The 13,768-nt window shown below is 52.2% G+C and carries 12 protein-coding genes and 1 pseudogene; all 13 read right to left on the minus strand.

The window, feature by feature from the left end; translation table 11 throughout:
- Window positions 1–128: 128 nt before the first annotated feature.
- Window positions 129–767: pseudogene (locus FYJ58_RS13870) on the minus strand (hypothetical protein); the annotation flags it as partial.
- A 77-nt stretch (window positions 768–844) separates the two neighbouring features.
- A complete protein-coding gene (locus tag FYJ58_RS13875; RefSeq protein ID WP_062807348.1) occupies window positions 845–1,060 on the minus strand; it encodes a transposon-transfer assisting family protein in 216 nt (71 codons plus the stop codon).
- Window position 1,061: 1 nt separating this feature from the next.
- Window positions 1,062–4,430 carry an LPD28 domain-containing protein gene (locus tag FYJ58_RS13880; RefSeq protein WP_154520287.1) on the minus strand — a complete coding sequence of 1,123 codons (3,369 nt, stop codon included), beginning with the start codon at window positions 4,428–4,430 and terminating at the stop codon, window positions 1,062–1,064.
- Between the two features lie 6 nt (window positions 4,431–4,436).
- Complete coding sequence (locus FYJ58_RS13885; protein WP_062807350.1) at window positions 4,437–4,715, minus strand: hypothetical protein; 279 nt, start codon at window positions 4,713–4,715, stop codon at window positions 4,437–4,439.
- Window positions 4,712–6,811: a type IA DNA topoisomerase gene (locus FYJ58_RS13890; protein ID WP_205839275.1), complete on the minus strand. Its 2,100-nt coding sequence runs from the start codon at window positions 6,809–6,811 to the stop codon at window positions 4,712–4,714. The genes FYJ58_RS13885 and FYJ58_RS13890 overlap by 4 nt, the downstream gene beginning before the upstream one ends.
- Entirely contained in the window at window positions 6,792–7,484 is a 693-nt protein-coding gene (locus tag FYJ58_RS13895) for a hypothetical protein (protein WP_062807352.1), read from the minus strand. The genes FYJ58_RS13890 and FYJ58_RS13895 overlap by 20 nt, the downstream gene beginning before the upstream one ends.
- Window positions 7,481–7,675 carry a hypothetical protein gene (locus FYJ58_RS13900; RefSeq protein ID WP_062807353.1) on the minus strand — a complete coding sequence of 65 codons (195 nt, stop codon included), beginning with the start codon at window positions 7,673–7,675 and terminating at the stop codon, window positions 7,481–7,483. Before FYJ58_RS13900 ends, FYJ58_RS13895 begins: the two co-directional genes overlap by 4 nt.
- Window positions 7,672–8,427 (minus strand): DUF4366 domain-containing protein, encoded by a 756-nt coding sequence (locus FYJ58_RS13905; protein WP_154520289.1) that lies wholly within the window; start codon window positions 8,425–8,427, stop codon window positions 7,672–7,674. Before FYJ58_RS13905 ends, FYJ58_RS13900 begins: the two co-directional genes overlap by 4 nt.
- On the minus strand, window positions 8,417–8,668 hold the full coding sequence (locus tag FYJ58_RS13910; protein WP_062807355.1) for a DUF4315 family protein: 252 nt from the start codon (window positions 8,666–8,668) through the stop codon (window positions 8,417–8,419). Before FYJ58_RS13910 ends, FYJ58_RS13905 begins: the two co-directional genes overlap by 11 nt.
- 29 nt (window positions 8,669–8,697) lie before the next feature.
- The gene (locus tag FYJ58_RS13915) at window positions 8,698–10,434 is read right to left on the minus strand and encodes a C40 family peptidase (RefSeq protein WP_062807356.1); all 1,737 of its coding nucleotides are present in this window, start codon (window positions 10,432–10,434) and stop codon (window positions 8,698–8,700) included.
- The gene (locus tag FYJ58_RS13920) at window positions 10,427–10,807 is read right to left on the minus strand and encodes a DUF3851 domain-containing protein (protein WP_002571005.1); all 381 of its coding nucleotides are present in this window, start codon (window positions 10,805–10,807) and stop codon (window positions 10,427–10,429) included. The genes FYJ58_RS13915 and FYJ58_RS13920 overlap by 8 nt, the downstream gene beginning before the upstream one ends.
- A complete protein-coding gene (locus FYJ58_RS13925; protein ID WP_262395598.1) occupies window positions 10,807–13,209 on the minus strand; it encodes a VirB4-like conjugal transfer ATPase, CD1110 family in 2,403 nt (800 codons plus the stop codon). The genes FYJ58_RS13920 and FYJ58_RS13925 overlap by 1 nt, the downstream gene beginning before the upstream one ends.
- The gene (locus tag FYJ58_RS13930; protein ID WP_062807357.1) at window positions 13,166–13,621 is read right to left on the minus strand and encodes a PrgI family protein; all 456 of its coding nucleotides are present in this window, start codon (window positions 13,619–13,621) and stop codon (window positions 13,166–13,168) included. The genes FYJ58_RS13925 and FYJ58_RS13930 overlap by 44 nt, the downstream gene beginning before the upstream one ends.
- Window positions 13,622–13,768 lie beyond the last annotated feature (147 nt).

Raw genomic sequence — 13,768 nt, forward strand, 5'->3', positions numbered from 1 at the left:
GCATTCTTCTTAAATTCTTCTGTGTACTGTGTAGCCATGTCTTACTCCTCCAATCTTTAGCTTTAATAATAAATCTATATTAAGGATTATTCCATATCTAACTTGTACTATTTACATTCTAACACCACAAAGATCGCCATGAAATCTTCGTGGTCGAAGTAGCGTTCCGGCTCCAGTCCACAGCGGGACATCAAAGCGTAAGTGATGCTGACGGTGGCGGCTGCCTTGAACTGCACTCCGATGTTATACTCATCATATTCCTCCAAAAAGGAACCGTCAACGATATAGAAGAAGTCCTGCTGATGCTCCGTCCAGTATTCCTCAGCCAGTTTTCCGGCTACCTCAGTGAGCTGTCCGGCAAGGTCATCACCGGAAACATCATAGGTGCGCTCCAGCATGGCCTGCACCGAATCCAGATGGCGCTCCTCCAGCTGCCACAGCCAGGGAGTGCGGGAATGTTCACGGGTTCCGGTGTCGGAAATGTCAAAGACATAGCGCAGGCGGGGCCTGTCCCCGGAATCGTCCACCAGCGCGATCCCCTTGGAACCGCGCCTTACATACCGGCCCATCTTTTCATTCCACAAATCGTACTCTGCACAGGCGGTGGCGTCCGGTCGCTGGGCGTAGATCATCAGCTGTTCATGGAACGGGTATTTGTAAAGTCGGGAAGCAGTGGTGAGAAACCCTGCCCATTCCTGCCAGCTCCCCGTGAGCTGCGTTGCCACCTTGTCCGCCATCTGTGCATATAGTTCAGCTTTGGTTGGCATGGTGTTCTGTCCTCCTTTCGGTTTTGGGGTAAAAGGTGGGGTGGCAAATTGCCACCCCATCCCTGCGGTTATGGTGTTTACTGGTCAAAATCCGGGTACAGCTCCAGCTGGGCAAAGTCCTCATCGGTCATCGCACAGAGCTTCGTAAGGGTGCTGTCGGTCAGTTCCCTCAGTTCCGTTTCCTCCGGCGAAAGCTCGCCGCGCATCTCACGCAGGCTGTCGATCAATCCGGTGCGGCTGCCGGTATTGTAAATGCACATCAGGTTCATTTCCTCAAAAGTAAAGTTTCCCATATTAAATCTCCCTTTCCGCACTCTTTTTGGGTGCTGTCTTTTTGTGTTCTGCTTTGGGCTGGCTTTTCAGCTGATCCACAACGGATTTTTTCTTTTCCCGTTCCTCCCTATGAACGGCGTCAGCCAAGTCCATCAGGGAAATGGGCTGACCGCTTCGGGCCTGCTGTTCCAGCTCTGCCACCGTAGGCTCTTTTGTGCCATTGTTGATGATGCCGTCGATCATGCCGTAATCGTCCTCCACGGCCATCTCCGCATTTTTCAGCGGATTTTGCGGCAAGAATCCGGGTATCTGGGTAAAACCAACGCTGTCACAGTAATGACAGGATACCTTACCGTCCTGCTTGATCGCAACGATGTCGCTGACGCTCATGGAGGGGCTGTGATAGTCCACAGGTTTTTCCAGATTGAATTGCTGATAGAGTTTTTCCAGCTGCTCCGGCACAGTGCCAGACTCACTCAGCGGAGCGGTGTAGATTAGGTCATAATTGCTGCGGTCTATGGAAATGCCATGGGACTTTAACCAGTCCAGATTCATAAAGCGCACATTCTGCGGATCGTCACGGCTTACCTGATAGATGGCAAAGCAATCTCTGTTCTGGGAGAGAAATGCCTGTTCTCGTTCCTGCTGATGTTCCTGACGCTCCATGACCTTTTCGTGGAACTGAGGGCTTTTCTCCCATTCCTCACGATCCACGCCAAAAAGACCGCCATGATCCATGATTTCCTGCGGGTCAAACACCATGCTCTCCGTATTATCCTCATGCAGCACATAGACGGTCAAATCGGCGGCATCCAGTTCCAGCGCCCGTTCTCTGGTAACAGGAAGCATCCCATCATAGGAGTAGCCGTATTCCTGCATATCCGGTGTGGAGACCTGCTCATCGGGCATGGGGTATTCATCCAGTGCCTGCTCCTGTGCCTCCGGCAGCTGGGAAGAAGCGGCCATCTGACCGACCTCTGCCTGCATCTGCTGATAGGCAGCTTCCTGCAAGGTCTCAATCATGGACAACGGTGCGTATTTTACCGAGTCTCTGCCCAAATCGTTGTCATCACAAATCTGAAGAACTGCCTTCATGCGGGAAAGCTCCGGCATATCCATCTGACCGCCATCCATCTCTTTCATGGACGCAGCATCATAAAGGGTATAATCCCAGCCGCTGTCACAGGGCTGGATATGAAGATAGGTGGCATCGTCGATCAGAAACAAAGCCTCCTGCTGGTTGGCGTCCGCCCCCAGCACCTCCATTTCCGGTATGGCCGCCGCCAGTTCCTTTACCGCTTTCTGCACCAGCGGATTGTCACGGTAATAGTCGATTGCCTGGATGGTATCCAGGTCAATGGTCTGCCCGGTCAAAATCGGAAAAGGTCCTTCATAGTCGCTTCCGTCTTTCAGCTCAAAACCAATGCCCTTGATCCCGTTCATTCGCTCTGCCGGAATTTCCTGATAAATGCGGACCGCTTCCTCCAAAGACAGGTTATCGTGGTATTCTCCGAGGTTTGGAAACTCCATGCACTCTGCTACATAGTAGGTTAGATTGCCGGTCGGCTGCTCTATCGGGGCGGTTTCCGGCTCTGCCTTTGCATTGGGGTCAATTCCACGCTCTTTGCAGATTTCCTTATAGTGGCGCTCAATGTCAGAGATCAAAGTGCCGGAGGTCTTATTGATGGTCTCCAAACTGGCTCTCAGCTCTTTCAGTTCCTTGCCCCGACTCCAGCTTGCAATATAGCCGAAGCTGTTTTCTCCGGTCTCGATGCCAAAATACTTGCAGACTGCATAGGAGATGCTTTCAGCCTCCACTTCCTCCGTGTGGCGGTCTTTCCTCTGTTCTTGCAAAAACTGGGCGAGGGTAGAAAAGCCGCCAACAAAATTCAGCCCTTCTTCCTCGGTCAGCATCAGGCGTCCATCTTCCGCCAGCTCCAGCGGCTCTGTCAGCAGAACGGAACCTGCATGGTTTACAACCACTCGTTCTTCTACACAGACCGGCTCTCCGGGGTCGTAGTCAGAACCGCGCAGGTCATAGCAATAAACGCCCTCCGGCAAATCATCACGGGCAATCCGCCCGTTGGAGAACAGACCGGGTTTATCAAACATCTCGATCTCCTGATATTGCTCGTCATTGGCAATCTGAATCTTTTTCTGATTGTGGAGCTTGCTGTGGGCAATCTCGTGTACTGTGGCTGAAACCGTCTGCACCTCACTCATGCCCTGACGAATGGCGATTTTCTGATGATCGGCAGAAAAATAACCGTCCGTATCGGCGGCCATTGCTTCAAAAGTGATCGGCACCGGCACGCTGCGGCGCAGGGCCTCCATGAATGCCTCATAATTTGGTACATTGCCGGAAAGGGAGGAAGCAAGCTCCGGCAAAGGTTTCCCATCAGTCTGGCTCACATCAAAGACCTTGACCGGGCGGAACATGGGGATTTCGATTTCTTTTTCCTCTGTGATGATCTTTCCGTCTTTATCCAGAATCGGAGCCTTGGTATCCGGGTCCAGTTTCTGCTCCTCGATTTTCTTCTTGTACGGTGTGGGGGCGATGATGGTAATGCCATGCTCTCCCTTTTTAACATGACGCTCAAACTGGTCTTTCCACTTATTGTATCCGGCTACCAAAGTGGCGTCCGGCTTCTGCATATAGATGAGCATGGTGTTGTTTACCGAATAGCGGTGGAAGCGGGACATAACGGACAGATAGCGCATATACTTTTCACTCTCAAACAGTTCCTTGATGCCCTGCTCGATGCCGTCTGTGATTTCCCTTAGTCGTTCTCGGTTGGTGGGTTTGTTCTCAGCCATGATTTTCAATCTCCTTTCCAAGTGTGTGATTTCTGCTGTGTGTTCTGCAATCCATGCCTTTTGTTCTTCTTCACTTTCATAAAGAAAAAGATCCAGCAGGTACTCCACATAGGTTTTCTTATGGATTGCTTCCACAAAGCGGGGGTGCGGTTCTTCCTCCGGTGTCTGGGGAGAATTGTCGGCCTCCCATTTTTTCAGCAGATAGTAGTAATCGGACAGTATGCGATAACACCTCTGCCGGTCCTCCCGAAACTGCTGTGCCTCGGTTTTCTGCCGGACATACCTCCTGCGGGGAGGGGCCTGACTGTCATAGATCAGGCCAAAGTCCTGTGCCAGTTTCTCCGCCGCTTCTTTTGGGGAGAGGTCAAAGAGTTTTGCGGTAAAGTCGATCACATCCCCATCTGCACCGCATCCAAAGCAGTGGTAACGCTGGTCTACCTTCATACTGGGGTTCTTATCATCGTGAAATGGACAGCAGGCCATGCCAGTTCGACTGACTTTTATCCCGTAAAACTCTGCCGCTTCTCTGGTGCTGACCGACTGCTTGACTGCTTCAAATACATTCTCTGCCATGTGCCTTTAACTGCCGGCCTTTCTCACAGGGGGCTGGTATCCGGCAGCTTTCGCACGCTCACTGGCAGCTTTGCGGCGTTCTGCGCTGTATGGCTCCCTGACTGATACACACCGCTTGGGGACGGTAAAGTTATGGGCATCCTTTCGGGTAATCTGGTCGGGGTGCTTTTTTGCCAGCAGTTCCAGCTTCTCCATCAGACGGGGATCATGGGTGTAGACCTCAGCCATTGGTTCTGCCTGGTTATAGAGGAGAATGGTTTCTCGTTCCGCTAAAGAGAGCTTCATCGGCTGCCTCCTTTCCGCTGGTCAAATTCCAGCTTGAAGTTAGCGTACTGTCCATCATCCTCCAAAACCACAGCGGCATCGTAGGTCTTTCCGGTTTTCTCCGAATATAGGCCCGTTACACGGACACGGCCATCTTTCAGCAGTGCAGACACCACAGCCTTGGTGGGCTGTTTTTTCTTGGCAGCCCACCATTTGTTATTTTTCCAGATTGCAAATTTGCAAGAATCATTCTGACAGAAGAAGCCTTTTTGCAATTCTGCAACTTCACCGCCGCAGCGGGGGCATTTGCCCACCACCTCACGGGGCGGAGTGAACAGGTACTCGGTTCCCTTGATGACCTGATAAGTTCCCACCAGATCTTTCAGCATGGTGCTGATCCCGTCCAGAAACTCCTCCGGGGCAAGCTGCCCGCGCTCGATCTCTCCCAGGCGGTACTCCCACTCGGCAGTCAGAAGCGGCGATTGCAGCTGTTCCGGCAAGACTGTTATCAGGGAGACTGCATCGTGGGAAGGGAGAAGCTGCACCGTTTTCCTGCTCTTTTTTCGTTCCAGAAAACCGGCAGATACCAGCTTTTCCAAAATACCGGCACGAGTGGCCGGTGTCCCCAGACCTTTTCGTTCGGCATCCTCCGGCATATCCTCTTTTCCGGCAGTCTCCATCGCGGACAATAGGGTGTCCTCCGTAAAGTGCTGAGGCGGACTGCTTTTGCCTTCTTTGACGATTGCCGCAGAAACCGAAAGGGTCTGTCCTTCGGTCAGCTCCGGCAGGGCTTTCTCTGCACCCTCTTTTTTCGGCTCTGCATCCTTCATTTTGGCACGGTAAGCGTCCTCCAGCGCTTTCCATCCGGGGTGCTTCACTGTTTTTCCTTTGGCGGTAAACTCCCCACCGGCACACGCTGCAATCACAACGGTTTCCGAATAGATATGGGGCTGGGCTACGGCACACAGCAGACGCAGGGCCACCAGCTCCAGCACCGCTTTTTCTCCCGCAGGAAGGGCAGAAAGGTCTGCATCCTTGAGATTTCTGGTAGGGATTACTGCGTGGTGGTCGGTTACTTTCTTATCGTTGATGACTGTCTGCGGATCACAGGTAATGGCGATCCCTTTGCGAAACGGCATAGCATTGGCAACCAGATTGACCAGCACCGGCAGGCTGTCTGCCATATCACCGGTCAGATAGCGGCTGTCAGTACGGGGATAGGTGCAGAGCTTCTTTTCATACAGGCTTTGCAGATAGTCCAGGGTCTGCTGAGCTGTAAATCCAAGCAGGCGGTTGGCATCTCTTTGCAGAGTAGTCAGGTCATAGAGGGCAGGCGGCTTTTCGGACTTTTCCTTGCACTCCACCTTTTTGATTGTGACAGCTGCACCCTGACAGGCTTCTTTCAGCTGCTCTGCGCTTGCTCGGTCACTCATGCGCTCCCCGGATACGGTAAGACCGGGCAGCTCCAGCGCCACGGTATAAAAGGGAACCGGCTTAAAGGTGTCGATCTCAGCTTCTCGCTGGACAATGAGCGCCAGCGTTGGGGACATCACGCGCCCGATATTGAGGGTGCGGTGGTACAGCACGGAAAACAGCCTTGTGGCATTGATTCCCACCAGCCAGTCGGCCTTAGCGCGGCAAAGAGCAGCATCCCGAAGCCCGTCATAGTCCGCACCGGGGCGCAGGTTTGCAAAGCCCTCCCTTATGGCGGAGTCCTCCATCGAAGAAATCCAGAGCCTTTTCATCGGCTTTTGGCAGCCTGCCAGCTCATAGACACTTCGGAAGATCAGCTCGCCCTCGCGTCCGGCATCACAGGCATTTACCACCTCCGTCACATCCGGGGCGTTCATCAGCTTTTTGAGAATATCAAACTGCTTTTTCTTATCCTTTCCCACCACCATCTGCCAATGCTCCGGCAGAATAGGCAGGTCATCATATCGCCACTTTGCGTACTTGGGGTCATAGCTGTCTGCGTCCGCAAGACCGGCCAGATGGCCCACACACCAGCTGACACGCCAGCCACCGCCTTCCAGATACCCGTCCTTACGGGCAGTTGCACCGATCACCGCCGCCAAACTCTGGGCAACTGATGGTTTTTCAGCAATCACCAGCTTCATATTCTTCAACCTCCCATTCTTCCCGCACAGGCGTGTGCAGTTTTTTCTCAATGCTGTTTTCCTCATCCAGAAGCAGGTTATAACCAAACCGGTAGTCATAGCGGTACAGTTTCCCCAGCAGGTCATTGATGATGATGCGGCAAGCCAAAATGACACGAGTTTTATCCACCTGCATCAGCTGGTAGCGTTGATAATTGCTGTAATATTCTTCATGGCGGTGGGTATTGCGGACAGCATCTTCAAGCAAACTTTCTACTGCATCCTGACAACCATCCTCTTTTTCACCCTCCATACAGTTCAGAAGTTCCATTACCATAGGAAAGCTCTGTTCATCCATAGGAGCTTCTGCTGCAAGAAAACCGATCAGGGCAGATAAGAGCAGACGGGCTGCTGCCTGTTCCTGGTCCGTCAAAACAGCCATCGTTTTCTCCGCATTTGGCAGAATCTTATCTTCCACAAAATCTGCCGCGTCACCGGAATAAAGCTGACGGACAGAATCTATGGATAATGAAACCATCACGGCATCCTGAGAAAAGTCAAAGGAATCTTCCTGTTTTGCTTTTCTCCGAAGTTTGTTTAACATGGTAGAAAGAATGTCTCCGCCAAAATACACGGCGATCACCAGCAGGTCAAAAACAACAATCAGCTTGATAAATATAATCAGAACACTCATTTTTTTCGTTTCCTTTCTTTGAGCCATCGTTCCATTTCCCGGTGGCAGACGCCTACGCAGGGACTTCCATAATTCCCGCAGCCATAACAGGGGTGGCTTGGGGGTAAAGAAGGAGGACGGGAAGTTTTCTTCCCGCCCTCCGGCCTGCGTGTCATCATGCGTTCATAGGGACTGTCTGTGAAACGGGTCATTTCATGCTGTCCTCGTCATCATTTTCTGCGCTGCCCCCGTCAGCGTCAGGCTCGTCCGACTCCTCATCCTCGGTTTCCCATTCCTCGGAATCTTCCTCGCCATAATCATAATCGTCCAGACTGTCATTGCCCTTGGTCTTAGGCTTGTTCTTAACGAGCTTCAAGTAGGCAAATACACCACCTCCACCAAGCAGAGCCAGCAGCAGGATCAGCGCAGCCGGGTTCAGTCCGGCAGGCTTCTCTTTTTCTGGCTTCGGTGTTTCTGCCGGAGGTTCCGGTGCTTTTCCCGTACATTTACTCTTATCCGTTACACAGACCGGACAGGCCGTATTGACTGCCCCTGCTTCACATTTCTTCGTGCAGCTGCACACCGCAGGCGGCTCCTCTTTGGCATTTCCATCTTCCATCAGCGCCATCAGGTCCGCTTCATCCACCTGGTTCAGAAAGTGAACAGCAGTCTTTTTATCCTCATTGGCCCTGTCGATCAGGATATAAAAATAGTTGCCTGCCTTGGTGGTAACGGTAATGAGCTGCTTGTTGCCACCAAAATCATCCACCAGAGCAGCATTGCCATCCGGGGTCAGCGGAGGTGCTTTTTCGGGTTCTTCCACCACCACATTGCTGTCATTAGTGGTATCCTCTGCCGGGGGCGGCGCTGCGCCCTGGGCAAAAGCGTGAACGGTAAAGCCCGATGCCAGAACCAGCGTCAGGCAAAGGGCGGAAAGTGTTCGGAGCAATCGTTTATTCCTCATAGCTGTTTTCCTCCTGTTCGTTGTTGTCATCCACCATACTGCCGGGAACTATGCCTCCGGACAGCATGGCGCTTAGCTGAGCCGGGGTCATACGCAGTGCGCGCACCATCTGGACGATCTCCAGATTTTCCGCCTCGGTTTTCTGTGCCTCCAGCACCTTGAGCTTTTCCTGATATTCCGCAATCTTCTCGCGGACCTTGGTAATCTCCTGGTCAATGCGTTCAATTTTGTTCTTTGCCATCGTCTATCACTCCTTCTAAAAAATCTCTGTTACCAGTTCATCAGACCGTAGCCCTTAATGCTTTGATAATTCAGGTCATAACTTTTGATCTTGCAGGCATCGCCGGAATTTCCCTCCACGGTATAAACACGGCTGCCATCGGTGCCGATGACGATTCCCACATGGTCAGCAGTACCGTCCAGATCCCAATCGAAGAAAATGGCATCGCCGGGAGCGATGTTTTCATATCCTCTTGCGCCCCATTGTCCATGAGACTGGAACCACGGAACACCCTGCCACTCACAGCCTGCAAAGCGCGGCTCACTTTTTCCTGCCTGGTTATAGCACCAGGATACAAAGCAGGCACACCATTCCACGCGGCTGTCAAAGCCATACCAGCTCCAGTAGGGATAACCGCCCACATTGCCCACCTGACTTTTCGCCAGTTCCACCAGCTGCGGATTGCCGGGGCGGGTGCCGTTAATGAACTGCACACCGGACAGATCTTCAGAGCCGCTGGTATCAGGGGAACCGCCGCCAAACAACAGCGGCTTATTGCCCATGGTCTGTCGGTAGACCTGATACATTTCCATCTGCTCCGGGGTCAATAGCTCCGACGCCACAGCGGAAATGGGCTTGCTGGTGAGTTTCACATTCAGAATGTAATACTCATAGGGGACTTCTTCTGAGGTGGTCTCGCCGGTCTCCGGATCGGTGGAGGTCTCCGTGCGGTAGCGGATTTCCACTTCCTCGGTAAGCGTCAGCTGATACTGTGCTGCAAACACACGCGCCAGCTCTGCCTGGGCGCTTTGCCGGGTATAGCCCTGCAAGACAGCAGAGAGAAATGCCGCCAGCTCATGAGGGTCATGGCCGATCATGCCAAGGTCATAGCGATACTCGTCATACCCTGGATGGCTGCTTTCGATGTTGTCAATTTCCTCCTGCAACTGGGCTTCTCTGGCTGCATAATCTGCTTCCACTGCCAGCATTTCCGGGTCATCCGACGGATAGGTGGTGCCGGAGAGAACGGAACCGATGCTCTGCGCCATCATGGAACAAGAGGACATGGTATTCATCAGCATACAGGCGATGAGGAACAAAACCCCTGCGATCAGGAAGCCTTTCTTGTGGCGCATAACGAATGCCCCTGCCTGCTGTGCCTTTTCTTTTACCGTCCTTGCGGCTTTTCCGGTTTTGGACGCAGCCTGGGCGGTGTTTCCGGCAGTCTGACCAGTGCGCTTGGCGGCAGCATACTGCTTTTTGATGGCCTGCTTTTGCTGCCACCGGGAAAGAGGATTGCTGGAAAACTGAGGATTTTCCTGCAAGGATTTCTGGTACAGGACATTTACATTTGCCTTTTCCAGTTGGCGCTCTGCCTGGGCTGCTTTGCGGTAGGGCTTCAGCTTGTGGCTGCGGTAGCCCTCCCGCACCAGATAAACGCCGGTCTCCACCGCCTCCTCGGACTTGTGGGCGCTTTCCACGCCCACATTGTCCTGTTCTGTTTCCCGGATTTCTTTGTGGAGCTTGCCCGCGACCAGATGGACAGGAGCTTCCTTGACCCCTTGAGAAACTTTGGAGGGTGGCTTTTTCTTGTCCTCAAAGGTCAGCTTCGAGGCCTTTTTTCCGGTATCCGGGTCAATGACCGTCTGCCTGACCTTTTTCTTTGGGATATTGGCCTGCGCCTTATCTGCTCTGGCCGCAGCTTTCTCCGCTTTACGGATTGGCTTTTCCAGTGCTGGGTCAGACCGTTCCTCATCAGTAAAGCGCAGGCGCGGTTCCTTATTCAAACCATTCTCCCAGCATGAGGGAGGACATCATGTAGTGCAGCTCTGCATAAATGGCCATCCCCACAGGATCGTTGAACATACAGCCGGACAGGTAGGCATAAAACTGTGCCACCACATCGGACAGGATCTTCGCTTCGGTTCCTTCCAGAACCAGACCGCCCATGCCTTCCTTAGCACGGATGGCGCTCCAGACCTCTGCCAGACGGAGAAGCCCCACCTGACCGGTCTCATTCAGTTCTGCTGCCTGATCTGCCGCCGTGCGGCACTCACTTACCGCATCGGCCATGACCGTAAGCAGCTGGCTGCGCTGGGCATTTACCGCCCTGTCAAAAAACATCAGCGGGTTTTGATTCAAAATGTTGGGGTTCATCATCATTCATCCTCCTTCTTTTTCAGTTCCTGGGGTTTGGTGGTCATAATGCGGTAAAGCTCGGTATTCTTCGGGAAGTGATCCACAAACGGCAAGATCGTGGAGCCATAGAACAGCAGACCCTCGCCCTCACCGGAGTGGGTCACATAGCTAAGCTGATGCGTGGAAATGCCCAGCTGCTTGGCGAGAATCTGTCGGTCTCCGCCTGCCTGGTTGAGCATATACACGAAGTCGGAGTTTTCAAATATGTTCTCCACTTCACGGCTGGAAAGCAGGTCTTTGACATTCTGCGTGATGCCGGTGGGGATTCCGCCCCATTTTCTGAATCGCTTCCAAATTTCTACTGTGTAGGCAGCGGTTTGCTCCTCCTTCAAAAGCAGGTGCATCTCGTCGATATAGTAGCGGGTGGACTTGTGGGCAGCGCGGTTAATGGTAACGCGGTTCCACACCTGATCCTGGACCACCAACATACCGATTTTCTTGAGCTGCTTGCCCAGCTCCTTGATGTCATAGCAGACAATGCGGTTATTGATGTCCACATTGCTCTGGTGGTTGAACACATTGAGGGAGCCGGTTACATAGATTTCAAGGGCCGTGGCAATATACTGGGCTTCCTTTTCCTCCTGTGAACGGAGCAGGTTATATAGGTCCTCCAGTATGGGCATATTCTCCGGGCGCGGGTCATTGAGGTAGGTCTGATAGACCAGACGCACACAACGGTCGATGATGGTTTTCTGCACCGGCTGCAATCCGTCCTTACCGCCCACGATCAGCTCACACAAGCTGAGGATAAAGTCAGACTTGAGGGACAGCGGGCTTTCATCATCCGAATAGTCCAGGTTCAGATCCATCGGATTGATGTAGTTGGTTGAGGTAGGCGAGATCTTGATGACCTGCCCATGCAGACGCTCCACCAGAGGTGCGTACTCCGCTTCCGGGTCACAGATGATGACATCATCATTGGTAAGCAAAAAGCAGTTGGCAATCTCACGCTTGGCGCTGAAGGACTTACCGGAACCCGGCGTACCCAAAATCAAGCCGTTGGGGTTTTTCAGCAGCTTTCTGTCTACCATGATGAGGTTGTTGGACAGGGCGTTGATGCCGTAGTACAGCGCCTCTTTGCCGTTCTGGAATAATTCCTGTGTGGTGAACGGTACAAAGATAGCCGTAGAACTGGTGGTCAGCCCTCGCTGGATCTCGATCTGATTGAGTCCCAGAGGCAGACAGCTCATCAGCCCTTCTTCCTGCTGAAAGTCCAGTCTGGTCAGCTGGCAGTTATACTTCTGGGCAATGGAACCTGCCTGAAAGATGTTGTTACCCAGCTGACGGGGATTGTCCGCTGTGTTCAGCACCAAAAAGGAGACCAGGAACATTCTCTCGTTTCGGCTCTGCAAATCCTGCAACAGCTTTTTCGCCTCGCTACCGTAGGTGGCAAGGTCAGAGGGAATGATATCCATGTCGTACCCTGCGCGGACTGCTTTTTTCTGTTCCTCGATCTTACTGCGGTCCAGGTCGGTAATCTTGCGCTTTACCGTCTTAATGGCTTTCACCTGATCCACCGACTGAATGTGCATACTCACAATGAGCGAGCTTTCCATATCCAGAAAATCAGCCAACAGACGGTCATTCAGCTCCGGTGCAAGAATCTGCAAAAAAGAAACAGCCCCGTATTTCTTGCCCATACGGAACTGCTTGCCGGTGCGGAACTCAAAGGAGCTTGGTGCAATAAAATCTTTCGTGGACAGACCGGAAGGAGCCAGCCAGTCCCATTCAAACTGAAACGGGAGCTGTTCATCCATGTGGAATACCGCATGAAGTTGGGAAAGCCTTTCCTTACCGTCCAGTGTTCTGGCGGCTACACCAAGACGCTTGAAGTTATTGAGTATATCGGTCTCAATACGCTCCAGGCGGGGCTTGGCGGCTTTGATACTGTCCGCGTCGATACCAAAAGTCAGGTATTTGGTCTTGATAAGACCGTTGTTTCCTCTGGCCAGCTGATTTTGCAGCATCGTGGTGTATTCCTCACGGATACTGTCAAAGGCATCCCCCTGGGGAGGGATGGAAATGGAGTTTGCAAAGGTCTCCTCCGATGCCGCAAGGTTCAAAAAAGACAGCTGGAAGTGAATCGAGCTGTCGAAATAATTGAGGAAATCACACCAGCCCTCAAAGATCGCGGTCTTATCTTCATTTTGGGAGAGCTGATAGTTGATGTCCTGAAACTGAATGGTCTTTGTGTAGTGGCTGTCCGATACACGGCAGATCCCGTCCGGCCACATCCGTTCATAGGGGATACTGTCCTGTGCTGATTTTCCTTTTTTGTCCGTGCGGTTGGCGCGGGCAATGGCCGCTTCGATCTGCTTCTTATCGGCGCGGGACAGCTTTTTCTTTATCTTTACCGGCTGCACGGTCTTTTCTTCCGGTTTTCCCAGCAGACGGCGCAGCCAGCTTTTCATTGCGGTGAACAATGTCATACACCTCCTTATCGAGCATTTCCTGCCGCTTTAATACGGCATAAAAGTTATTGGTCTGGTAGGGACGCTGCTTGGGACGGATCATAGCTACTTTGAGAATGTTGCCGACGATCTTTTCCAGGGGCTGTCCATGCTTTTCATACATTGCCAGCAGGAAGAAGGGCATCATGACCAGCATCATACACATGGCGGCCATGCTGTTTCCCGCAGGCTCACGGAGCAAAAAGAACAGCGGTACGCCTACAAGCGCCCCGGCGGTAAAGCAGACCAGCTGCCTTCGGGTCAGATTGAACATGACCTTGGTTTTGACTTTGGTTAAATCTTTGGGTACGGGTACATAAGCCATATTATCCACCTCCTTTATGGTATAAATGGTACAATATATATGTACAAAAAATCCAAAATAAAAATGTACAGATGCTATACTGTTACCATGGAGGTAAACAGTATGATTTTAAAAAGCAGCATCATTGTAGATTTAAAAATTAATTCA

This window comes from Velocimicrobium porci (assembly GCF_009696045.1).
Taxonomy (GTDB): domain Bacteria; phylum Bacillota; class Clostridia; order Lachnospirales; family Lachnospiraceae; genus Velocimicrobium; species Velocimicrobium porci.

Bases quoted from the DNA above. Each gene is read 5' to 3' on its own strand.
- FYJ58_RS13875 (WP_062807348.1), bottom strand. From the start codon at position 1,060: ATGGGAAACTTTACTTTTGAGGAAATGAACCTGATGTGCATTTACAAT.
- FYJ58_RS13880 (WP_154520287.1), bottom strand. From the start codon at position 4,430: ATGGCAGAGAATGTATTTGAAGCAGTCAAGCAGTCGGTCAGCACCAGA.
- FYJ58_RS13885 (WP_062807350.1), bottom strand. From the start codon at position 4,715: ATGAAGCTCTCTTTAGCGGAACGAGAAACCATTCTCCTCTATAACCAG.
- FYJ58_RS13890 (WP_205839275.1), bottom strand. From the start codon at position 6,811: ATGAAGCTGGTGATTGCTGAAAAACCATCAGTTGCCCAGAGTTTGGCG.
- FYJ58_RS13895 (WP_062807352.1), bottom strand. From the start codon at position 7,484: ATGAGTGTTCTGATTATATTTATCAAGCTGATTGTTGTTTTTGACCTG.
- FYJ58_RS13900 (WP_062807353.1), bottom strand. From the start codon at position 7,675: ATGACCCGTTTCACAGACAGTCCCTATGAACGCATGATGACACGCAGG.
- FYJ58_RS13905 (WP_154520289.1), bottom strand. From the start codon at position 8,427: ATGAGGAATAAACGATTGCTCCGAACACTTTCCGCCCTTTGCCTGACG.
- FYJ58_RS13910 (WP_062807355.1), bottom strand. From the start codon at position 8,668: ATGGCAAAGAACAAAATTGAACGCATTGACCAGGAGATTACCAAGGTC.
- FYJ58_RS13920 (WP_002571005.1), bottom strand. From the start codon at position 10,807: ATGATGAACCCCAACATTTTGAATCAAAACCCGCTGATGTTTTTTGAC.
- FYJ58_RS13930 (WP_062807357.1), bottom strand. From the start codon at position 13,621: ATGGCTTATGTACCCGTACCCAAAGATTTAACCAAAGTCAAAACCAAG.